At 66.9% G+C, this 15,532-nt stretch carries 13 protein-coding genes; 9 read left to right on the top strand and 4 right to left on the bottom strand.

Features of this window, described 5'->3' with window-relative positions; translation table 11 throughout:
* Positions 1–387: 387 nt before the first annotated feature.
* The 3 genes from AC07C1_RS38475 to AC07C1_RS38465 all read left to right on the top strand — a co-directional run bounded on the left by AC07C1_RS38475 (position 388) and on the right by AC07C1_RS38465 (position 4,586).
* On the top strand, positions 388–948 hold the full coding sequence (locus AC07C1_RS38475; RefSeq protein ID WP_478946785.1) for a hypothetical protein: 561 nt from the start codon (positions 388–390) through the stop codon (positions 946–948).
* A gap of 66 nt (positions 949–1,014) precedes the next feature.
* The gene (locus AC07C1_RS38470; protein WP_478946784.1) at positions 1,015–2,229 is read left to right on the top strand and encodes a tyrosine-type recombinase/integrase; all 1,215 of its coding nucleotides are present in this window, start codon (positions 1,015–1,017) and stop codon (positions 2,227–2,229) included.
* Complete coding sequence (locus AC07C1_RS38465) at positions 2,229–4,586, top strand: tyrosine-type recombinase/integrase (RefSeq protein WP_478946783.1); 2,358 nt, start codon at positions 2,229–2,231, stop codon at positions 4,584–4,586. Before AC07C1_RS38470 ends, AC07C1_RS38465 begins: the two co-directional genes overlap by 1 nt.
* Here the strand turns inward: AC07C1_RS38465 and AC07C1_RS38460 are convergent, their stop codons facing one another.
* Together AC07C1_RS38460 and AC07C1_RS38455 are read right to left on the bottom strand one after the other, a co-directional pair.
* Positions 4,587–4,946, bottom strand: a complete 360-nt coding sequence (locus tag AC07C1_RS38460) for a hypothetical protein (RefSeq protein WP_478946782.1) — start codon at positions 4,944–4,946, stop codon at positions 4,587–4,589.
* A 34-nt stretch (positions 4,947–4,980) separates the two neighbouring features.
* On the bottom strand, positions 4,981–5,436 hold the full coding sequence (locus AC07C1_RS38455; RefSeq protein ID WP_478946781.1) for a hypothetical protein: 456 nt from the start codon (positions 5,434–5,436) through the stop codon (positions 4,981–4,983).
* 151 nt (positions 5,437–5,587) lie between these two features.
* On the opposite strand from AC07C1_RS38455, the gene AC07C1_RS38450 reads away from it, so the two are divergent.
* Together AC07C1_RS38450 and istB are read left to right on the top strand one after the other, a co-directional pair.
* On the top strand, positions 5,588–6,646 hold the full coding sequence (locus AC07C1_RS38450; protein ID WP_478946780.1) for a Mu transposase domain-containing protein: 1,059 nt from the start codon (positions 5,588–5,590) through the stop codon (positions 6,644–6,646).
* Positions 6,643–7,437: an IS21-like element helper ATPase IstB gene (gene istB / locus AC07C1_RS38445; protein ID WP_478946779.1), complete on the top strand. Its 795-nt coding sequence runs from the start codon at positions 6,643–6,645 to the stop codon at positions 7,435–7,437. Before AC07C1_RS38450 ends, istB begins: the two co-directional genes overlap by 4 nt.
* Positions 7,438–7,489: 52 nt before the next feature.
* On the opposite strand, the gene AC07C1_RS38440 is transcribed toward istB, so the two are convergent.
* Positions 7,490–8,122 (bottom strand): HAD family hydrolase, encoded by a 633-nt coding sequence (locus tag AC07C1_RS38440; protein WP_478946778.1) that lies wholly within the window; start codon positions 8,120–8,122, stop codon positions 7,490–7,492.
* Between the two features lie 260 nt (positions 8,123–8,382).
* Here AC07C1_RS38440 and AC07C1_RS38435 point away from each other — a divergent pair, with 260 nt between their 5' ends.
* Complete coding sequence (locus AC07C1_RS38435; RefSeq protein ID WP_478946777.1) at positions 8,383–9,336, top strand: NucA/NucB deoxyribonuclease domain-containing protein; 954 nt, start codon at positions 8,383–8,385, stop codon at positions 9,334–9,336.
* 46 nt (positions 9,337–9,382) lie between these two features.
* On the opposite strand, the gene AC07C1_RS38430 is transcribed toward AC07C1_RS38435, so the two are convergent.
* The gene (locus AC07C1_RS38430) at positions 9,383–9,649 is read right to left on the bottom strand and encodes a hypothetical protein (protein ID WP_478946776.1); all 267 of its coding nucleotides are present in this window, start codon (positions 9,647–9,649) and stop codon (positions 9,383–9,385) included.
* 29 nt (positions 9,650–9,678) lie between these two features.
* Between AC07C1_RS38430 and AC07C1_RS38425 the strand changes: the two genes are divergently transcribed.
* The 3 genes from AC07C1_RS38425 to AC07C1_RS38415 all read left to right on the top strand — a co-directional run bounded on the left by AC07C1_RS38425 (position 9,679) and on the right by AC07C1_RS38415 (position 15,476).
* Positions 9,679–11,757, top strand: coding sequence for a restriction endonuclease fold toxin-2 domain-containing protein (locus tag AC07C1_RS38425; protein ID WP_478946775.1), 2,079 nt, complete (start codon positions 9,679–9,681; stop codon positions 11,755–11,757).
* A 33-nt stretch (positions 11,758–11,790) separates the two neighbouring features.
* Positions 11,791–12,234, top strand: a complete 444-nt coding sequence (locus AC07C1_RS38420) for a hypothetical protein (RefSeq protein ID WP_402070781.1) — start codon at positions 11,791–11,793, stop codon at positions 12,232–12,234.
* Positions 12,235–12,452: 218 nt separating this feature from the next.
* On the top strand, positions 12,453–15,476 hold the full coding sequence (locus AC07C1_RS38415) for a hypothetical protein (protein ID WP_478946774.1): 3,024 nt from the start codon (positions 12,453–12,455) through the stop codon (positions 15,474–15,476).
* Positions 15,477–15,532: the final 56 nt, after the last annotated feature.

Here is a 15,532-nt window from a genome sequence, read left to right as displayed (position 1 = left end):
CCGGGTTCCTGCCACCAGGAGCTGTCACACGTCGGACTACTGCCCATTGGCCAACTGGCTGGCGGTTTCTCGATCCATGGCACCGTCCGCTCGACTCCGCCCCGCTATCCGGGCCCCGCGCTGTCGTACCGACCTGGTCGTTACGACGCGGCCGTGGTCACCGCTGTCGCGACACGTGATGTCGGCGGCCGCGGGAGTACGACGCCGCGTGCTGCTGTCGGAACTCGCCCACGACGCTCCCCTGGCTTTGTTCACGAGTTGCGTCGTCAGTTGTTCACGGGTTTGGGAGGCACCCAGATCCACGGTCGGGTGATGTTCACGAGTTTTGACGGCACTGGGGTCCTTGCCACGGGAGCATCGGGGTGTTCCTGGCGAAAGGCCCTGGTCATGCCGCAGATGTCGAAGGTCGAGCTGTACGCCGCGATCCGGCGCGACCACCGCGGCGGCATGACGATGCGGGAGATCGAGCGCAAGTACAACGTGTCGTGGCGGACGGTCCGCAGGGCCGTGGACTCGGTCTGGCCGGAGCCTCGGAAGAAGCTGCCACCGCGCCCGACCGCGCTGGATCCGTACAAGGCGGTGATCGACGAGATCCTGCGGGCGGACCTGGATGCGCCGCGCAAGCAGCGGCACACGGTCACGCGGCTCTTCCACCGCCTGATCGAGGAGCACGGCGCCGACGTGTCTTACCAGATGGTCCGACGTTACGTCGCGGACCGGAAGCCTCGGATCCTGGTGGAGTCGGGCAAGGCACCCATCGAGGCATTCGTCCCGCAGACCCACCAGCCCGGCATGGAGGCCGAGGTCGACTTCGGCGACGTGAGCGTGCGCCTCGCCGGCGAACTGGTCACCTGCTACCTGTTCTCCTTCCGTCTGTCGTACTCGGGCAAGGCCGTCCACCGACCCGTTGACCGCACTACCGGCGTGTCCTGCGTGTTGGTGTCGTGAGGGGCGAGGAGTCTCCGTTCGGAATGTGCCCGATGAGACGGAGATGCGATGGATCACCATGCAGCAATGCCCGAGCTCGATGTGTCCCGCCTGGTGGTGGCGCGGGCTGGCAGTGTGGAGGCGACCACCACCGCGACGCTTCCTTGGGTGGTGCTCGATGGTGCGGGGCGGCCGATCGTACCGGTCAGCGATTTCCTTCGGGAACTGCTGGCCTGCGGCAACACCCCGGCCTCCTGCCGCTCCTACGCCTTTGACCTCCTGCGCTGGTTCCGGTTCCTGGCCGCAGTGGACGTTGAGTGGCGCCGTGCGAAGCGGGTGGACGTGCGCGACTTCGTCATGTGGCTGCGGACGTGCCACAACCCGGCGCGGGACCGGCGGCGCCCGGACGCGCCGGCACCAGGGTCGCTGAACGCGCGCACCGGCAAGCCGTACCTGAAGTCGGGCTATGCCCCGGCGACGATCAACCACGCGGTGTCGGTGCTGGCGGCGTTCTACGACCATCACCTGCAGACTGGGCAGGGCCCGCTGGTCTCGCCGGTGCCGCCACAGTCACGTGATGGGCGCCGGCTCGAAGCGCATCACAACCCGCTGGAGCCCTTCCGGCTGCACCGCCGGGGCGCCTACCGGCAGAAGCAGGTCGACCGCGAGCCCCGCACGGTCCCCGACGATGTCGTCGAGGACCTGTTCAACTCGCTGGACTGCCACCGGAACCGTGCACTGTTCTCCATGTTCCTGTCCAGTGGCGCGCGGGCCGCCGAGATGCTGGGCATGACGATCAGCGACGTCCACCCGGGCGAGGGGCGGATCTACGTGCAGACCAAGGGCCTGGGCGGCGCCAAAGAGGCGTGCCCGGCCTCCCCGGAAGCCTTCGCCTGGCTGGCGCTCTACCTCGGCGAACTGGCCCAGGACGGACACCGGCCCGCCCCGGACGAGCCGGTGTGGTGGACCCTGCGCGGGCCGACACGTCCACTGACCTACACAGCGCTGCGGGCGGTGCTGAACAGGATCAACGCACGGATCGGGGCGAACATCACGCTGCACGACCGGCGGCACACTCTGTGTCTGCGCTTGATCGAGGACCCGGGCATCACCCTGGTCGACGCCCAGCAGGTGATGCGCCACCGGCGCATCACCACGACCAGCACCTATCTGCGGCCGAGGATCGACGAAGTAATCGCCAAGGTCCACGAGCACTATACGCGTCCCAAACCGGTACGGCAGCCGCTGACCGGCTGGACCTACGACCCGGACGACCTCGCCGACGTGTTCGGGAACAGCTGATGGCCGCCCGGCACGGCCGCACCGCGCGCACTACGGTCAGCCCCCGCGACCCCGCCCTGCTCGCCGACGCCCGGCTACCTGGGCCGAGACCATCTGCCGCCGCCAACGAACGGGCGAGTACGCCGCGGGAGGAGCTCGCACGACTGGCCGAGAGCCTGCTCAGTGAGCCGACCGACCGCAATGTGTGGCGCCAGCAGCTCTCGCTGACCCGAGTGTTCGACTGGCTGGAGGGATTCCCCGCCGACACCTGGCAGGACCGCTGGCTGCTGAGCGATTCCGACGACCGGGGCTCGGCCTGGGGGCCGCAGAATCTGAGCGTCGGCACGCGCTCGCGGTTCACTACAGGCCTGGGCATCCTGATCGTCCTTCAGGCGGTCCGGCCCTCCTACAGGTGGCTATTCGGCAGTCGGCTGCTGGGCGTCTACGACGCCTACCGGCGCCATAACCAGACAGCCGTGTTCGCCGAGCTCCAGCAGCGCGCTGGCGGCCGCGAGGGCTGCGACGAGCACGCGACCGAGGCCCTGAACGTGCTCACGCGCATGAGCATCGTCACCGGCAAGGACCTGCTCGACTTCGCCCTCGGAGATCTCACCGACTACGCTCAGGCCCGCCGGGCGACCGGCCGCACCGTGGCGTCCCTGCCATTCGCCTACGAGATCCTGCACGCCGTCGGCGGCCTCAAGGACTCTCCGCCGACATTGCGACAGGCCCAGGCCCGCGGCCAGCTCACCCCAGCCGAGCTGGTCGATCGCCACCCGATCGCCAACCACGCGGTCCGTGACGTGCTCGTCCACTACATCGCGGAACGGTCCGCCGTCCTGGACTACGGCTCCCTGGTCAACCAGGCCCAGATGCTGGCCGACCTGTTCTGGGGCGACCTGGAACGCCACCATCCCGAGATCTCCTCGCTGAACCTGCCCGACACGGTGGCCCACGCATGGAAGCAACGCGTCCGTGTTCTGCCCAACGGACGTCCCCGCCGCACCTCCCACAGCGTGTTCCTGGCCGTCCGCTCCTTCTACCTGGACCTGCTCCAGTGGTCGATGGAAGACCCGGCCCGCTGGGCCCAATGGGCCGCACCCTGCCCGATCAGCGAAGCCGACATCCGCGGCTACATCAAGGAGACCCGGCACCGGCAAGCGCGGATGCAGCAACGCACCCGCACCCTGGTCCCCGTGCTCCCACAGCTCGTCCGCGCCGCCGAGACCCGGCTGCACCACGCAACGCTCCTCATGGAGGCGGCCCGAACCGCGAAGCCAGGCGAGGAGTTCACCATCGAGGACCGTCGGTATCGACGCACCGGCCGGGAAAGCAGCAACTGGCGGCTCACCGCGCGGTTCATCACCCCGGCCGACGAGCCCGGCCCACGGTTCGACGCCGAATGCGAGGAGAACAACGCCTTCTGGACATGGGTCAGCATCGAAGTCCTGCGACGCACCGGTGCCCGGATCGAGGAACTGCTGGAGCTCACCCACTTGAGCCTGCGCCAGTACCAGGCGCCGACCGGCGAGACGGTGCCGCTGCTGCAGGTCAGCCCGTCCAAGACGGACCGCGAGCGCGTCATCCCCGCCGACCCGGACTTGGTCGCGGTGCTCGCCAGGATTATCCGCCGCATCAAGGGCTCCGACGGGCGAGTCCCGCTGCTGAACCGGTACGACGGCTACGAGCGGGTCTTCGGCCCGCCGCTGCCGCACCTGTTCCAGTGCCCCTCCCAGCATCGGCTGCAGGTCATCTCCGCCAACCGCATCCGCGAGTTCCTCACCGATCTCGCACTGCGGGCCGGCATCGTAGATGTCGACGGGACACCGCTGAGGTTTACGCCTCACGACTTCCGCAGGATCTTCTCCACGGAGACCGTCAACGGCGGCCTGCCGATCCACATCGCCGCGAAGGTACTCGGCCACCTCGATCTCAACACGACACAGGCGTACGTCGCGGTCTATCCCGAGGAGGTTATCCGCCACTACCGGCAGTTCATCGACCAGCGTCGGACCCACCGTCCCAGCGATGAGTACCGCGAACCGAGCGACACCGAGTGGCAGGAATTCCGTGACCACTTCAGTCTCCGCAAAGTCGCCCTCGGCACCTGCGACCGCCCCTACGGGACCCCCTGCCAGCATGAGAACGCTTGCGTCAGATGCCCCATGCTCCGCCTGGACCTGGCCCAGGAACCTCGGCTGTTGGAGATCGAGACCAACACTCGCAAGCGCCTCGGGGAAGCCCAGCGGATGCAGTGGCTCGGCGAAGTCGCCGGACTGCAGGAGAGCCTGCGGCACATCGCCGCCAAGAAACAGCAGGCCGAACGGCTACGAGCCCAAGCTGACCGCGGCGAAGCCCGAGAAGATGTGCTCGGGTAACTACGCATCTCCGTGTCTCTCGCCCGCCCTTTGTCTCCACTGCTCAGCTGCGACGCTGTTCTGCTGGGCGGCCCAGCAATCGAAGTCCTCTACCAGGTATGCCGACTCGACCGGCTTGAGCCGAATCTGTGCCCGCTGATCCATCCACCAGATCTCGAAGTCGGCCACAGTCCCCTCGGCCGGCCATCGGGCCGGGTCGCGCGGCAGAAGGAGAACATCGACGAAGCCGCCTACGCAAAGCCCTAGATCAACGAAGATCCCGATGGCGCCGGGCTTGGGAACGCGCACGACGGTACCGGTCAGGCATTCGCCGATCTGCAGTCGAGATCGCAATTGCTCCCATGGTTCATCGACAGGCATTCAGCCATCCTGCCTCATTCAGGGCCGATTGGATCTATGGCTGGAGATCCTCATGGAGTCCGTCGATCCTGCGGCCCAGCCCCGTGTGGGCTCCGCCGACCTCCACCAGGCTCCAGGTGGGGCTTTCCTCCGGGGCTTCGGGATCCCGGCCCTCGTCGAGGCACCCGAGCACAGCAAAGGCCGTTTCGTGAACAGTCACCCGGACCAGTTCAAGCAGGTCACTCTGGTCAGCACCAGCGACCAGAAGCCGTTGAACTGCTGGAACGCTAGCCAACGCTCCTGAACGCTCCCATGAGTCGACCGCCTCCCGGCGGATTGCTCGCAGAATGAGGAAGCGCGCCAGCTGCGGGATGTTCTCGCTGATCTCCGAGCGGGCCCAGCCCTCCGGATCCTCAGCCCCCAGCTCCTGAAACTGATTCCGTAGCACAACTGCCGCGTCCTGCCCCTCCTTGGGCAAGGTGGCCAACCACTCATCCCACGCATCAGTCATTGCGGCAGCATCTCATCACTGCCGAGCGCATCGACGTCTGGGGGATCCCTCCCGACGCAGGGTTCCGTTAGTACAGAGAAGCGTCTTCGCCTCCTGCGGCCAGGAAGCCTTCTTCGAAGGGCACGTGCACGCGCTGCGGACGCTGGGCGGCGTGCCACGGAGCAAGGTCCGCTACGACAACTTGAAGGCCGCCGTCACCCGCGTGCTGGGGCTGAGCCGAGCGAGGGTGGAGACCGACCGGTGGATCGCCTTCAAGTCGCACTTCGGGATCGAGAGCTTCTACTGTCGGCCCGGCATCGACGGCGCTCACGAGAAGGGCGGGGTCGAGGGACAGATCGGCTATTTCCGGCGCAACCACTTCACCCCGGTTCCCGAGGTCGCCTCGTTGTCGGAGCTGAACGAGCTGGTCGAGCAGTGGGACCACCACGACGGCCAGCGCCGGATCGGGTCCCGGTCGCGAACGATCGACGAGTACTTCGAGGTCGAGCGGCCGCTGCTGATGCCGCTGCCCGAGGAGCCGTTCGAGACCGGACGGGTGTTCACGCCTCGCGTCGACCGCTACAGCCAGATCGCGGTCCGCACCAACCGCTACTCGGTGCCAGTGAGGTTGATCGGCAAGCGAGTCAGGGTGATGCTGCATGCCTCTCACCTGGTGGTTTACGACAAGAATGTGGAAGTGGCCCGCCACGAGCGGCTGATCGCCAAGGGCAGTTGCCGCCTGGAACTGGACCACTACCTCGAAGCCCTGATCCGCAAGCCAGGCGCCTTCCCCGGCGCGACCGCACTTGAGCAGGCCCGCTCCGCCGGCAAGTTCACCCCTATCCATGACGCCTGGTGGGCCGCAGCGGTCAAGGCACACGGCGACACCGAGGGCACCCGCGCCTTGATCGAGGTGCTCCTGATGGCCCGGCACATCCCGCACGAGCACCTGGTCGCCGGTCTGGCGACAGCGTTGCGGGCCGGGGCCTTGACCGCGGACGCGGTCGCCCTGGAGGCCCGCAAAGCCGCCCAGACGGAGGACGAACCCGCTCCAGCCACCTCGTCTGCGCTGGCCACCGGGCAGCCGTCGGCGACCGTGACGTTCCTGCACGAGTGGAAGCTGAACCACCTGCCGCCGGACACCAGGCCACTGCCCTCGGTGACGCCCTACGACCAGTTGCTCCGACGTCGCGCCAGCGGCGGTGACCACCGAGAGGGAGAAGCACAGTGACCCTGCCCCGCCAACGAGGGCTGACCGAGCAAGCCGCCACCACCGCCATCGACACCGCCTGCCGTCTGCTGCGGCTGCCGTCAATTCGCAACGAGTTCGCCGACATCGCCGACCGGGCCGCCAAGGACCAGATGACCTACCGCGGGTTCCTCGCCGAGCTGCTGATGGCGGAGTGCGACGACCGGGCCCGCCGACGCTCGGAACGGCGGATCAAGGCAGCCGGGTTCCCGAGGGAGAAGTCACTGCGGACCTTTGACTACGACGCCAACCCCAACATCGACGCGGCCACCGTCAACACCCTCGCCAGCTGCGAGTGGATCAAGAAGAGCCAGCCGCTCTGCCTGATCGGCGACTCCGGCACCGGCAAGTCCCACATGCTCATCGCTTCGGGGACCGAGGCCGCCATGAAGGGCTACCGCGTCCGCTACACGCTCGCTACCAAGCTGGTGAACGAGCTGGTCGAAGCCGCCGACGAGAAGCAGCTGAACAAGACCATCGCCCGCTACGGTCGCGTCGACCTTTTGTACATCGACGAGCTCGGCTACATGGAACTGGACCGGCACGGCGCCGAGCTGCTGTTCCAGGTTCTGACCGAGCGGGAGGAGAAGAACAGCGTCGCCATCGCCTCAAACGAGTCGTTCGGAGGCTGGACGAAGACCTTCACCGACCCCCGTCTCTGCGCCGCCATCGTCGACCGGCTCACCTTCAACGGCACCATTATCGAGACCGGAACCGACTCCTACCGCCTGGCCAGCACCCGAGCCCGTGTCGAACACGCAGAAGCGTGCTGATCAACCGCTTTACCGCCTGGCCGGCAACCGCTGAAGGCCGGCCAGGCCGACATCATCCGAGCGGGACAGGCCCTACAACCCGGGGACCAGCGTCCAGATGGGCTGCGATGCGCGTAATCGTCCGTGCGTTGTCCTCGAACAAATGCGCCTGCATGCCCGCTGCCTGAGCAGCCTCAACATTGACTGCGAAATCGTCGATGAACAGACAGCTCTCCGGCCGCACCTCCAGGCTGGCGCATACGGCCTCGAAGGCACGCGGGTCCGGCTTCTCGACGCCGATCTCGTGCGAGTACACGATTTGCTCGACCAGTTCGTCGAAGTGATACAGCGCCGTCTCCCGCTCCCGGGCGCCGACGAAGCTGTTGCTCAGAATGCCCAGGCTGCAGCTTCCTCGCAGCCCACGCACATAAGCGATGAGCTCCTCGTTAGGCGTTCCCAAGTACTCCGCCCAGAGACCAGCCATGAAGGCTTCAACCTGGAGCGCGTCGAGCCCCAAGCGTGCTGCCACCTGCTCGTGGACCTCTCGTTCACTGATACTCCCGACGCTCCCGGCTTGCCACACGTCGCGCATCCGCTCATGCACAGTGCCGAGCGGCAGCTCCAGCCGCTCCTCCCACCGCTGCACCCACCCCGTTTCCGGCGTGATCTCCAACACGCCACCGATATCGAGAATGACGGCCGTCACTCGAACTCCCCCTCTTCGTCCTGCCCGGCTGGCGAGCGCACACCGCTCGCTTATGTGATCTACGGAGACACTGTCGCCCTTCCCTCTGGGGCTAGGTCAAGCGATCTTGAAACCTTGTGGCAGCCCTGTTGCGAGCCGCCGACACGACTCCGCTACATCGGGCAGCTGCCTTCAAAACTCGTGACGAACCGCAGAGTCCTCGGCCGGGCGACGACGTCAGAACTCGTCAACAAACGCTGTCGCAAGAAGTGATCGAAGCCATGCAGGAGTGGCTGATGAACGGCCGTCCCGCCGGTGCGAGCATGTTCAACGTGCGGGTGGTCGGCACGATCGCACGAGACAGCCGCACCATCGACTTCCAGTACTACTTCACCGACTTCGAGACGACCGGTGAAACAGGCGCGTTGTCAATGCCGATCACCACCAAGGGAACGGTCCCGAAGACCTGGCCGTCCGGTGCCCGATTCACCCGTGGCGGGAACGCGCCCGGCACCAAGACCTGGGCTCAGCTGGAAGCTTTGCGCACGTTCCACGAGACGGTGAACGCCAAGCCCGGTCAGGGCAGTGGACGATCCGATCTGCTTGCCGCGGTCTACGAACCCCTGGTCAGCTTCAAGCCTCCGGCCCCGTGGAAGCTCAGTGGGGCCACGCAAGGCACCCTGTTCATGCTCGCACCGCGGTGGGACGCCGCTTCTTACCTGCCGAACTCAACCGGTGGCCGTAACCCCGCGACGAAGGGTGCGGCGACCTTCAGCTACATCACGGCGATGGTCCTCAGCGCGAGGGCCGGTGCCGAAGGACGCGCCGAAGCCCAGCACATCAAAACGGCCTTCACGCACCCCGAAGACACCAAGCCGTACGTGTCGGCGAAGAAAGTCCCGGGCCAGAACGTGGAGGACCCTCTGCACCGCACCGTGAACGCCAAGCGGAACGACGACAACCGCAACGCGGCAAAGAAGCAGTGCAGACGCTACTGGGGCGCCGGCTACTCCCACGGCAACACCCGGGACTGCGACGAATACCCCTTCGCAAGCACCTACGAAGGAGCAGCCGAGCACGACTACGATCCGGAAGTCCGCAAGTTCAACTTCTCCGTCAAGCCCATCGCCAAGGAAGACAACCAGGCCGGGGGTCTCATCCTGAAAAGCTTCTACTCCAAGAACCGCATCCTCGATGGCCAAGACGACGCCTTCATCGTCGAGATCAGCGGCTGACCACTCAAGGCGGGAGCACCCCGGCTGCTCCCGCCGCATCGGCGGGCTACGGCCGGGTAGGCCAGAACTGCACCAGGTACCGCTCCACGCCCTTGATGCTCTCCTCACTCTCGCCGAGAGCCTCGACGGCGGCACGGCCGGTGGAACAGACGCGCACGCGCCATGATCCGGCAGTGTTGCTCAAGGTGATCAGGTCCTCGGACCGACCGAGGCTCATCGACCACACAGCCACCTGACCGCTCACCGACTCGAAGTCCGCCTCCGCCTGCTCCTCCCAGGCAGCCGCCTCCTGCGCCGCGCAGGGCCGTCCCACACCTCGACCGTCAACAATGCAGTGTGGGTATGACCGGCACTGGTGATGTCGAGGCGACCGGGGTGGGTGCTGAGGAACGCGCCGAAGTCGAACTCGTCCGGGAACAGCAACTCCAGTACAGCGTCGTCGGATTCCTGCAGACCGAAGGCGTGGTAGCCCACGAACACGTCAAGTTGTTGCTGACGGAGAAGCTGTGCCATGTCGTGCCCCCGGTAAGTCGCAGACGGCTGGCTATCGGCAGCAATCGTAGGCGGGCGTCCACGTGCCTGGGCCACCTCCGGCCACACCTGGACCCGGGCGTGGCCGGAGGACGTCGGTCGTCCTCGGCGGGCCCGCTTTCCATGGGCCGTCCGACCGCGCTGGTGGCTTTGCTGGAATGCTTCCCGCGGACGGACCGGTCGGCGAGGTACGCGGCGAGGACGGCCTGGCCCACGTCGGTGGGTTTCGCGTCGTGGTTTGAAGGACATGTCGGCGCTGGTGGCTCATCGTCATCCCTTCGCCCAAGCTTGCCTTTTACGGCCGTGTACGGTGATCACCGGCGTCGGCAAGGGGACGGGGCATTGGTGGATCTGCGGCATCAGACGGAGAACTTCGTCAACGCGTCATGGTCGATGGTGGGGCTGCGTGATCTGGTCTACGACATGGTGGGCCTGCTGTTCACGGAACTGAGTGCCCATGGCGGTATGGCGGGCGACGGTGCGGCTGGCAGAGCCTTTGCCAAGGTGTACACCGCAGCCGTCAAGTCGGTCTTCGACCAGTCCGGGTTCGCCCACCAGGTGATGGCCAACGGCGCGGGCGCCCTGCTCAGCGCCTCCGAGGAACTCCTCAAGCGTGACGACAAAGTCGCAGCCAAGCTGTTGGAGCAGAGCCCGTTCACGCCCGGGATCGGCTCTCAGCCGGCCGGCCCCGATTGCAGCCCGCGCGCCAGCCACAACGCCGAGGACCTGCCGAACGTCGTCGGCGAGACCAGCGGCATCGATCAGTACCTCTTCAACGAGCGATTCCTCGGCCAGCCGGACAAGCTGCGGGCCGTCGCCACAACCTGGCGCAGCGCGGCCAAGATCCTCCACGACACCTACTGGGACTCCCGCGACGCATGGAAGACAGCCACCCTCGATCAGGCGGGCCATACCGCTGACGCGGTCGAGAGCTTCTTCGAGAAGTTCGTCGGCAAGACACCACCACCCAGCGAAGTGGGCGACCACGACACTCTCCTGGCGAACCTCCCCACGGCCTGCACAATGCTCGCCAACGCCTGCGACGCCTACGCCGACCACGTCGAAACCGCCAAACAATGCCTTCCCATGGAGAACAGCGAACTCGACGGTGACTTCCTGTGGCCCTGGCAACAGCCACGCTTCGGAGGCGACGGCCACGACGGCGGCCTGCACGACCTCATAGCCAGCGACACGCGCATCACCTCGCTCGGCAACATCCCTCACGCACTGGACAGCTCCCAGTCCCGAGTCAAGATGCCGCAGCCGGACAACGGCGGCCTCTTTCCCAACCTCCCGCCGCTCCTCGGCCCCCTGATCCGCGTCCCGACACTCGTCCCAGCCGCTTACCGCCCCCTGCCCTCCAACACTCCGCACATTCAGCCGATCCCTCCGGCGATTCCTCCCGACCCGCGGTTCCCACAGCTCACGCCCAGCCAGGGGCAGAACTTCCAGACCTGGCTCGACTCTCTGAACAAGGGCGACATCTCCGGAGGCAAGCCGGCCGAGGTCGCCTACCAGAAGCGGGTGGCGGGCTTCCCCGAGTTCGAGGTCCCCATCCCGGCAGGGCACGGCAAGTCAAACACGCTGATGGTAGACGGATTCCGCAACGTCGACGGGATGGCCATCGAGGCAAAGTACGTCAACAAGCCGAACCAGCGGTGCTACCGCTCGCTGGAAGACCTCCGCCAGAACCACGAGAACGGCAACAAGGACTTCCTCTACGACAAAGACCGCGCGGAGCTGCGAAAGTACGCCGCCGCACTCAACGACCCGCGCAACAAGGAGATGCGCGGCGTCGAGACGGTCACCAACAACCAGGAAGCCGCCCAGTACTGGCGCATCATGATGGCCGCATGGGGCGTCAAGGGTCACGCCCGCTACGTCCCCTGACCACCGTCGCCGGCACGCACAGGAAGCACCACAATGGAACCGGAACAGATCGCAGAACTCCGCACCATGTTCGTGTTCACCCCACCCCACGGGCAGAGTTGGGGCCTGACCTTCGACGGACTGGCAGCACGGCTACGAGAGCGGAACCCGGACGAATTCATCCGTGTCGATGACAGCGGCGGACCCATCCGCGGAGCATCGATGAGCTTCGGAATCACTCTCGATGACGAGGACCTGGAAGGGCTGGCCAGTCTAGTCCCGGAAGGCGTGTCCGTCCTGGACTGCAACGCCCACTTGGCAGCACGGTTTGCCCTGTGGCTTAGGAACAACGTGGTACCAGCCGATGTCCCCGTCATGTTCAACACGGAATGGGGAATCGAGGAAGACCTCGATGACACACTCGTCCCCGATGCCACACGCCCCCGGATCGTGGCGGCCTTCGTCAGACACATCGAAGAGACCGGCGGCCTCGACTGACAGTGGCCCCCAATGCGGTTGCCGCAGACGCGCCCACCACTGCCAATCGCCGCCGGCGCCATGGCGTGGCTGCTTCTGGTACGCCCGAGGACAGGGCGGTCGCCCTGGAGTGCCGCTGTAGCTGACCGGTAAGCGCGTGATTGTCAACTCAGAAGCAGTGATGGTGCTCTTGCTGTCACTCTGGCACCCGTCAGGATCTATCCCTCGGGAGCACCGCGATGACGGGCACGTCGCCGCCCACGTCCGCGCAGCAGCGGCGTGTGCAGTGGAAGACCATTGACAAGGCACTGGCGCCTTACTCGACCGAGTCGCTGCTGCCGTTGCTGGAAGCGGCGTTGACGGCGCCAACCTGCTCCTGCTTCCATGACCATCTGCTGTTGGTGTGGACCCGCGTCGTGCGCGGCGGGCGCCGCTCCGGTGCAGTGGCCACGGCCGACGTCCTGCCGGTACTCGTCGACGCCGTGGTACGCGCTGCCCCAGGCCGTGCCGTTCTCACCGAGGGCGTACCGAACGACGTACGAGCTGGCGTGTGCTTCGCCGGGATGCTGCTGCACCCGGGGGACCTGGATCACCCGCTGCTGGTCCTGCGCAGCCTGCAGCTGACCGCACGTGCTGTCGACGACCACCTCGTTGGTTCCGTCGGATTCGGCATAGGTGACGTCATCGAGCTTGCCATGCGCTACACCGACCGCCGCATCAGGGAGTCCGCGCATGCCTGGCCGGCGCCGGAAGAAGACGAGGACGACGAGACGATCTCGTGCTGGCTCACCCAGGCCTGCGTGGATGCTGTCATGGCAGCAGAGCGCGACTGCCTTGACGACATCGTTGCTGCCTGCGAGCAGCCGGAGCGAGCGGGCCGGGCCCTGGCCTGGCTGACGGCGGACATCGGGAAGCTGAAGCTGAAGTACGACCCGACGCGGCAGCTGCTCGGCCCAGTGCTGGCCGTACGAGCCCACGGCCGGAGGATCCCCGTCCCGGCCAGCGAAGCGCTCCAAGCCGTCGTGGCGGCTGCTGAGCAGCTCCTGCAGCGCCTGGAAGGCAGCCAGGAGGCGGCCCAGCGCCTTCAGGACCTGGCCGTCATCCGGGTCGCCGACGTGTTGCGGCTGGACAGCGTGCCCCGCCCTGACGCGGTGGCCCGGATCAGCGCTCCCCAGCTTCGCCTGGAGATCGCGGTCGTCAGCGCGCTTCTCGACGGGGAACTCGGTCCGCGGGTGGAGGTCGCCCGAAAAGCCCTGCTGGAGCAGACGGAACCACAGCAGGGCCGACTGGTGGTGTACGCGGGCCCGCGGTTCCTCGTGCGTGAAGTGGTCACGGACACCCTCATAGTGCACGTCGAAGAGCTCGCCGAGATGGCAACCGACGCCAATGCGGATCCCGCCACACTGGCCCTGTTCGTGCTGGAAATGACCCAGCACCCGGGCGTGGACGCGATCGCCTACCTGCATCTGCTCGACGCGTGGAGCAGCTGGCGACGCAAAGGGACACTCCTCCTGCCGGCCGAACACGCACCCAAGGTAGCCGTCGTCCCCTGGAGCGGCCGGGACCTGTCCTGGGACCGGGCTGCCGCCTGGGCCCCCATCGACAAAGTTCTGACGGATGCCGGCCTGCCCCCTTCCGCGCAGTGGACAGCCGGCAAGATCGCCGATCTTCCCGAGGGAGCCGAGGGGCTGCATGCGGACTTGCACCACTACGCAACACCTCGCGCCGCTGTTGCCGTCAGCACCCACCCGCCACTCGCCGTGGTTGTCCCCCTGGACCCGCCCATCGAGGCACCGCTGGACCTTTCGGCCCTGCCCGACGCGGTCCGCACCACTATCACCGCTCACCCGGAGATCGCCCGACACTTCACTCTCCCCGACCAGACCCCGATCACCCTGCATCTGACCTCGGCACTGCCAGACGCGGCACAGCAGCCCGACGACGCAGCCGATGCCCAGGCTCCCGTCGACGGCCTGCGCCTGCTTGTTGCGGTCGACCCGGCCAGCGCTGCCGTCCGGCTCGTCCTTGAGCCTGACCTCCTCGGGGCGTTCATGGGTGACGGACAGGAAGGACACCGCGCTCTCGGCCATGCCCTCCACCACTGCGTCGCTCGGATCCGTGAACGACATGACGCCGGCAAAGGCACCGATGTCCGAACCTTCATCGAGGCATGGAGCCAGGCCCACCCGGTCCTGCTCTTCAACGCCTTCGAGAACCACTGGCCCGCCCAGGCGTGTGCGTACTCCGTGCCGGAGGGCCGCCACGTTCGAGTCCGCGCCCTGCGCTCCGCAGCCGCGGCCGTTCGCGAAGCCCAGGTCCCCGCCGGCCAGTGGCGCGGGCGGGAGGCTATGCGCCCGGCCGAGCAGGTCCTCCACGCGCTCGAGGCACTGCTCGCTGCGGAGATCCGCCCCTTCGAGCCCGCCCTCACCATCGAACTGGCTCGCCACCTCAACGCCGCCTGGTGCGCCCGGACCCGCCGCCACCATGAGCTCCTGTTCAATCTGGCCGCACCTTGGGCCGACAACTGGGTCGATGAGGCGCAGCACCGCACCCGAGACGACACGATGGCCACGTCCGCGCTGACATTGCTCTTGCAGGAGGCACTGGCCACTCCACCCGAAGGAGACCGCGCCGCCGACCTCCTGGCCGTGGCCGACCTGGTCGCCCTCGCCGAACTGATCTTGCACAGCGGAATCACAGCCGTCGCCGGCGCCCGGGGACTACACGGCCTGGAACTCCACGTCCACGACACCGGCGTCTTCACCATCAACCAGCCCGACGACGACCCGACCGCAACCGCCACGCACCTCGGACTGGACCACAACGCCTGGATGCGAGCGCGCCACGACCACTGGCTGACCCAAAGCCGGCAAATCACTCTTGTCGATCTACCCGCCCCGCCCCCCGGCGGTCCCGACCTGGGCAGGACGCCAGCGGCCTTCACTGCCCTCCGCCTGCTCCCAGGCTCCTCCCTCGCGCGCGCGGATCAGGAGCTGCGCCAAGCGTGGGGCTTCGGATTCGACGCCCTTTCCGCCGTGCTCGGCACGGCCGTGGACTGGCCGACCGGCCCCGAAGGGTACGCCGTTATCACGTCCGAGGAGCTCGCGGGCGAGGCAGCCGCCTGGTCCAAACTGCCCGAGCCGGAAACTCGCGCCGCGATCGGCCGACTCATCCTCGACCGCCACAACGCTGACGATCCCCGTGAACACCGCTACACCGAGGTGGTGAATCGCTCCGGGTCTGATGGAGGCTCGATTCCCTGAGAGGATCGAGTCATGGCACGTCCGTCCCCATACCCTGCTGAGCTTCGTGAACGTGC

It is taken from the genome of Streptomyces sp. NPDC045022 (assembly GCF_056432605.1).
Note: the sequence above shows the minus strand (reverse complement) of the source record. Positions and strands in the feature narration are given on the sequence as shown.

Coding starts and splice junctions, on each gene's coding strand:
- AC07C1_RS38475 (WP_478946785.1), top strand. CDS start 388: ATGCCGCAGATGTCGAAGGTCGAGCTGTACGCCGCGATCCGGCGCGAC.
- AC07C1_RS38470 (WP_478946784.1), top strand. CDS start 1,015: ATGCCCGAGCTCGATGTGTCCCGCCTGGTGGTGGCGCGGGCTGGCAGT.
- AC07C1_RS38465 (WP_478946783.1), top strand. CDS start 2,229: ATGGCCGCCCGGCACGGCCGCACCGCGCGCACTACGGTCAGCCCCCGC.
- AC07C1_RS38460 (WP_478946782.1), bottom strand. CDS start 4,946: ATGCCTGTCGATGAACCATGGGAGCAATTGCGATCTCGACTGCAGATC.
- AC07C1_RS38455 (WP_478946781.1), bottom strand. CDS start 5,436: ATGACTGATGCGTGGGATGAGTGGTTGGCCACCTTGCCCAAGGAGGGG.
- AC07C1_RS38435 (WP_478946777.1), top strand. CDS start 8,383: ATGCAGGAGTGGCTGATGAACGGCCGTCCCGCCGGTGCGAGCATGTTC.
- AC07C1_RS38425 (WP_478946775.1), top strand. CDS start 9,679: ATGACCGGCACTGGTGATGTCGAGGCGACCGGGGTGGGTGCTGAGGAA.
- AC07C1_RS38420 (WP_402070781.1), top strand. CDS start 11,791: ATGGAACCGGAACAGATCGCAGAACTCCGCACCATGTTCGTGTTCACC.
- AC07C1_RS38415 (WP_478946774.1), top strand. CDS start 12,453: ATGACGGGCACGTCGCCGCCCACGTCCGCGCAGCAGCGGCGTGTGCAG.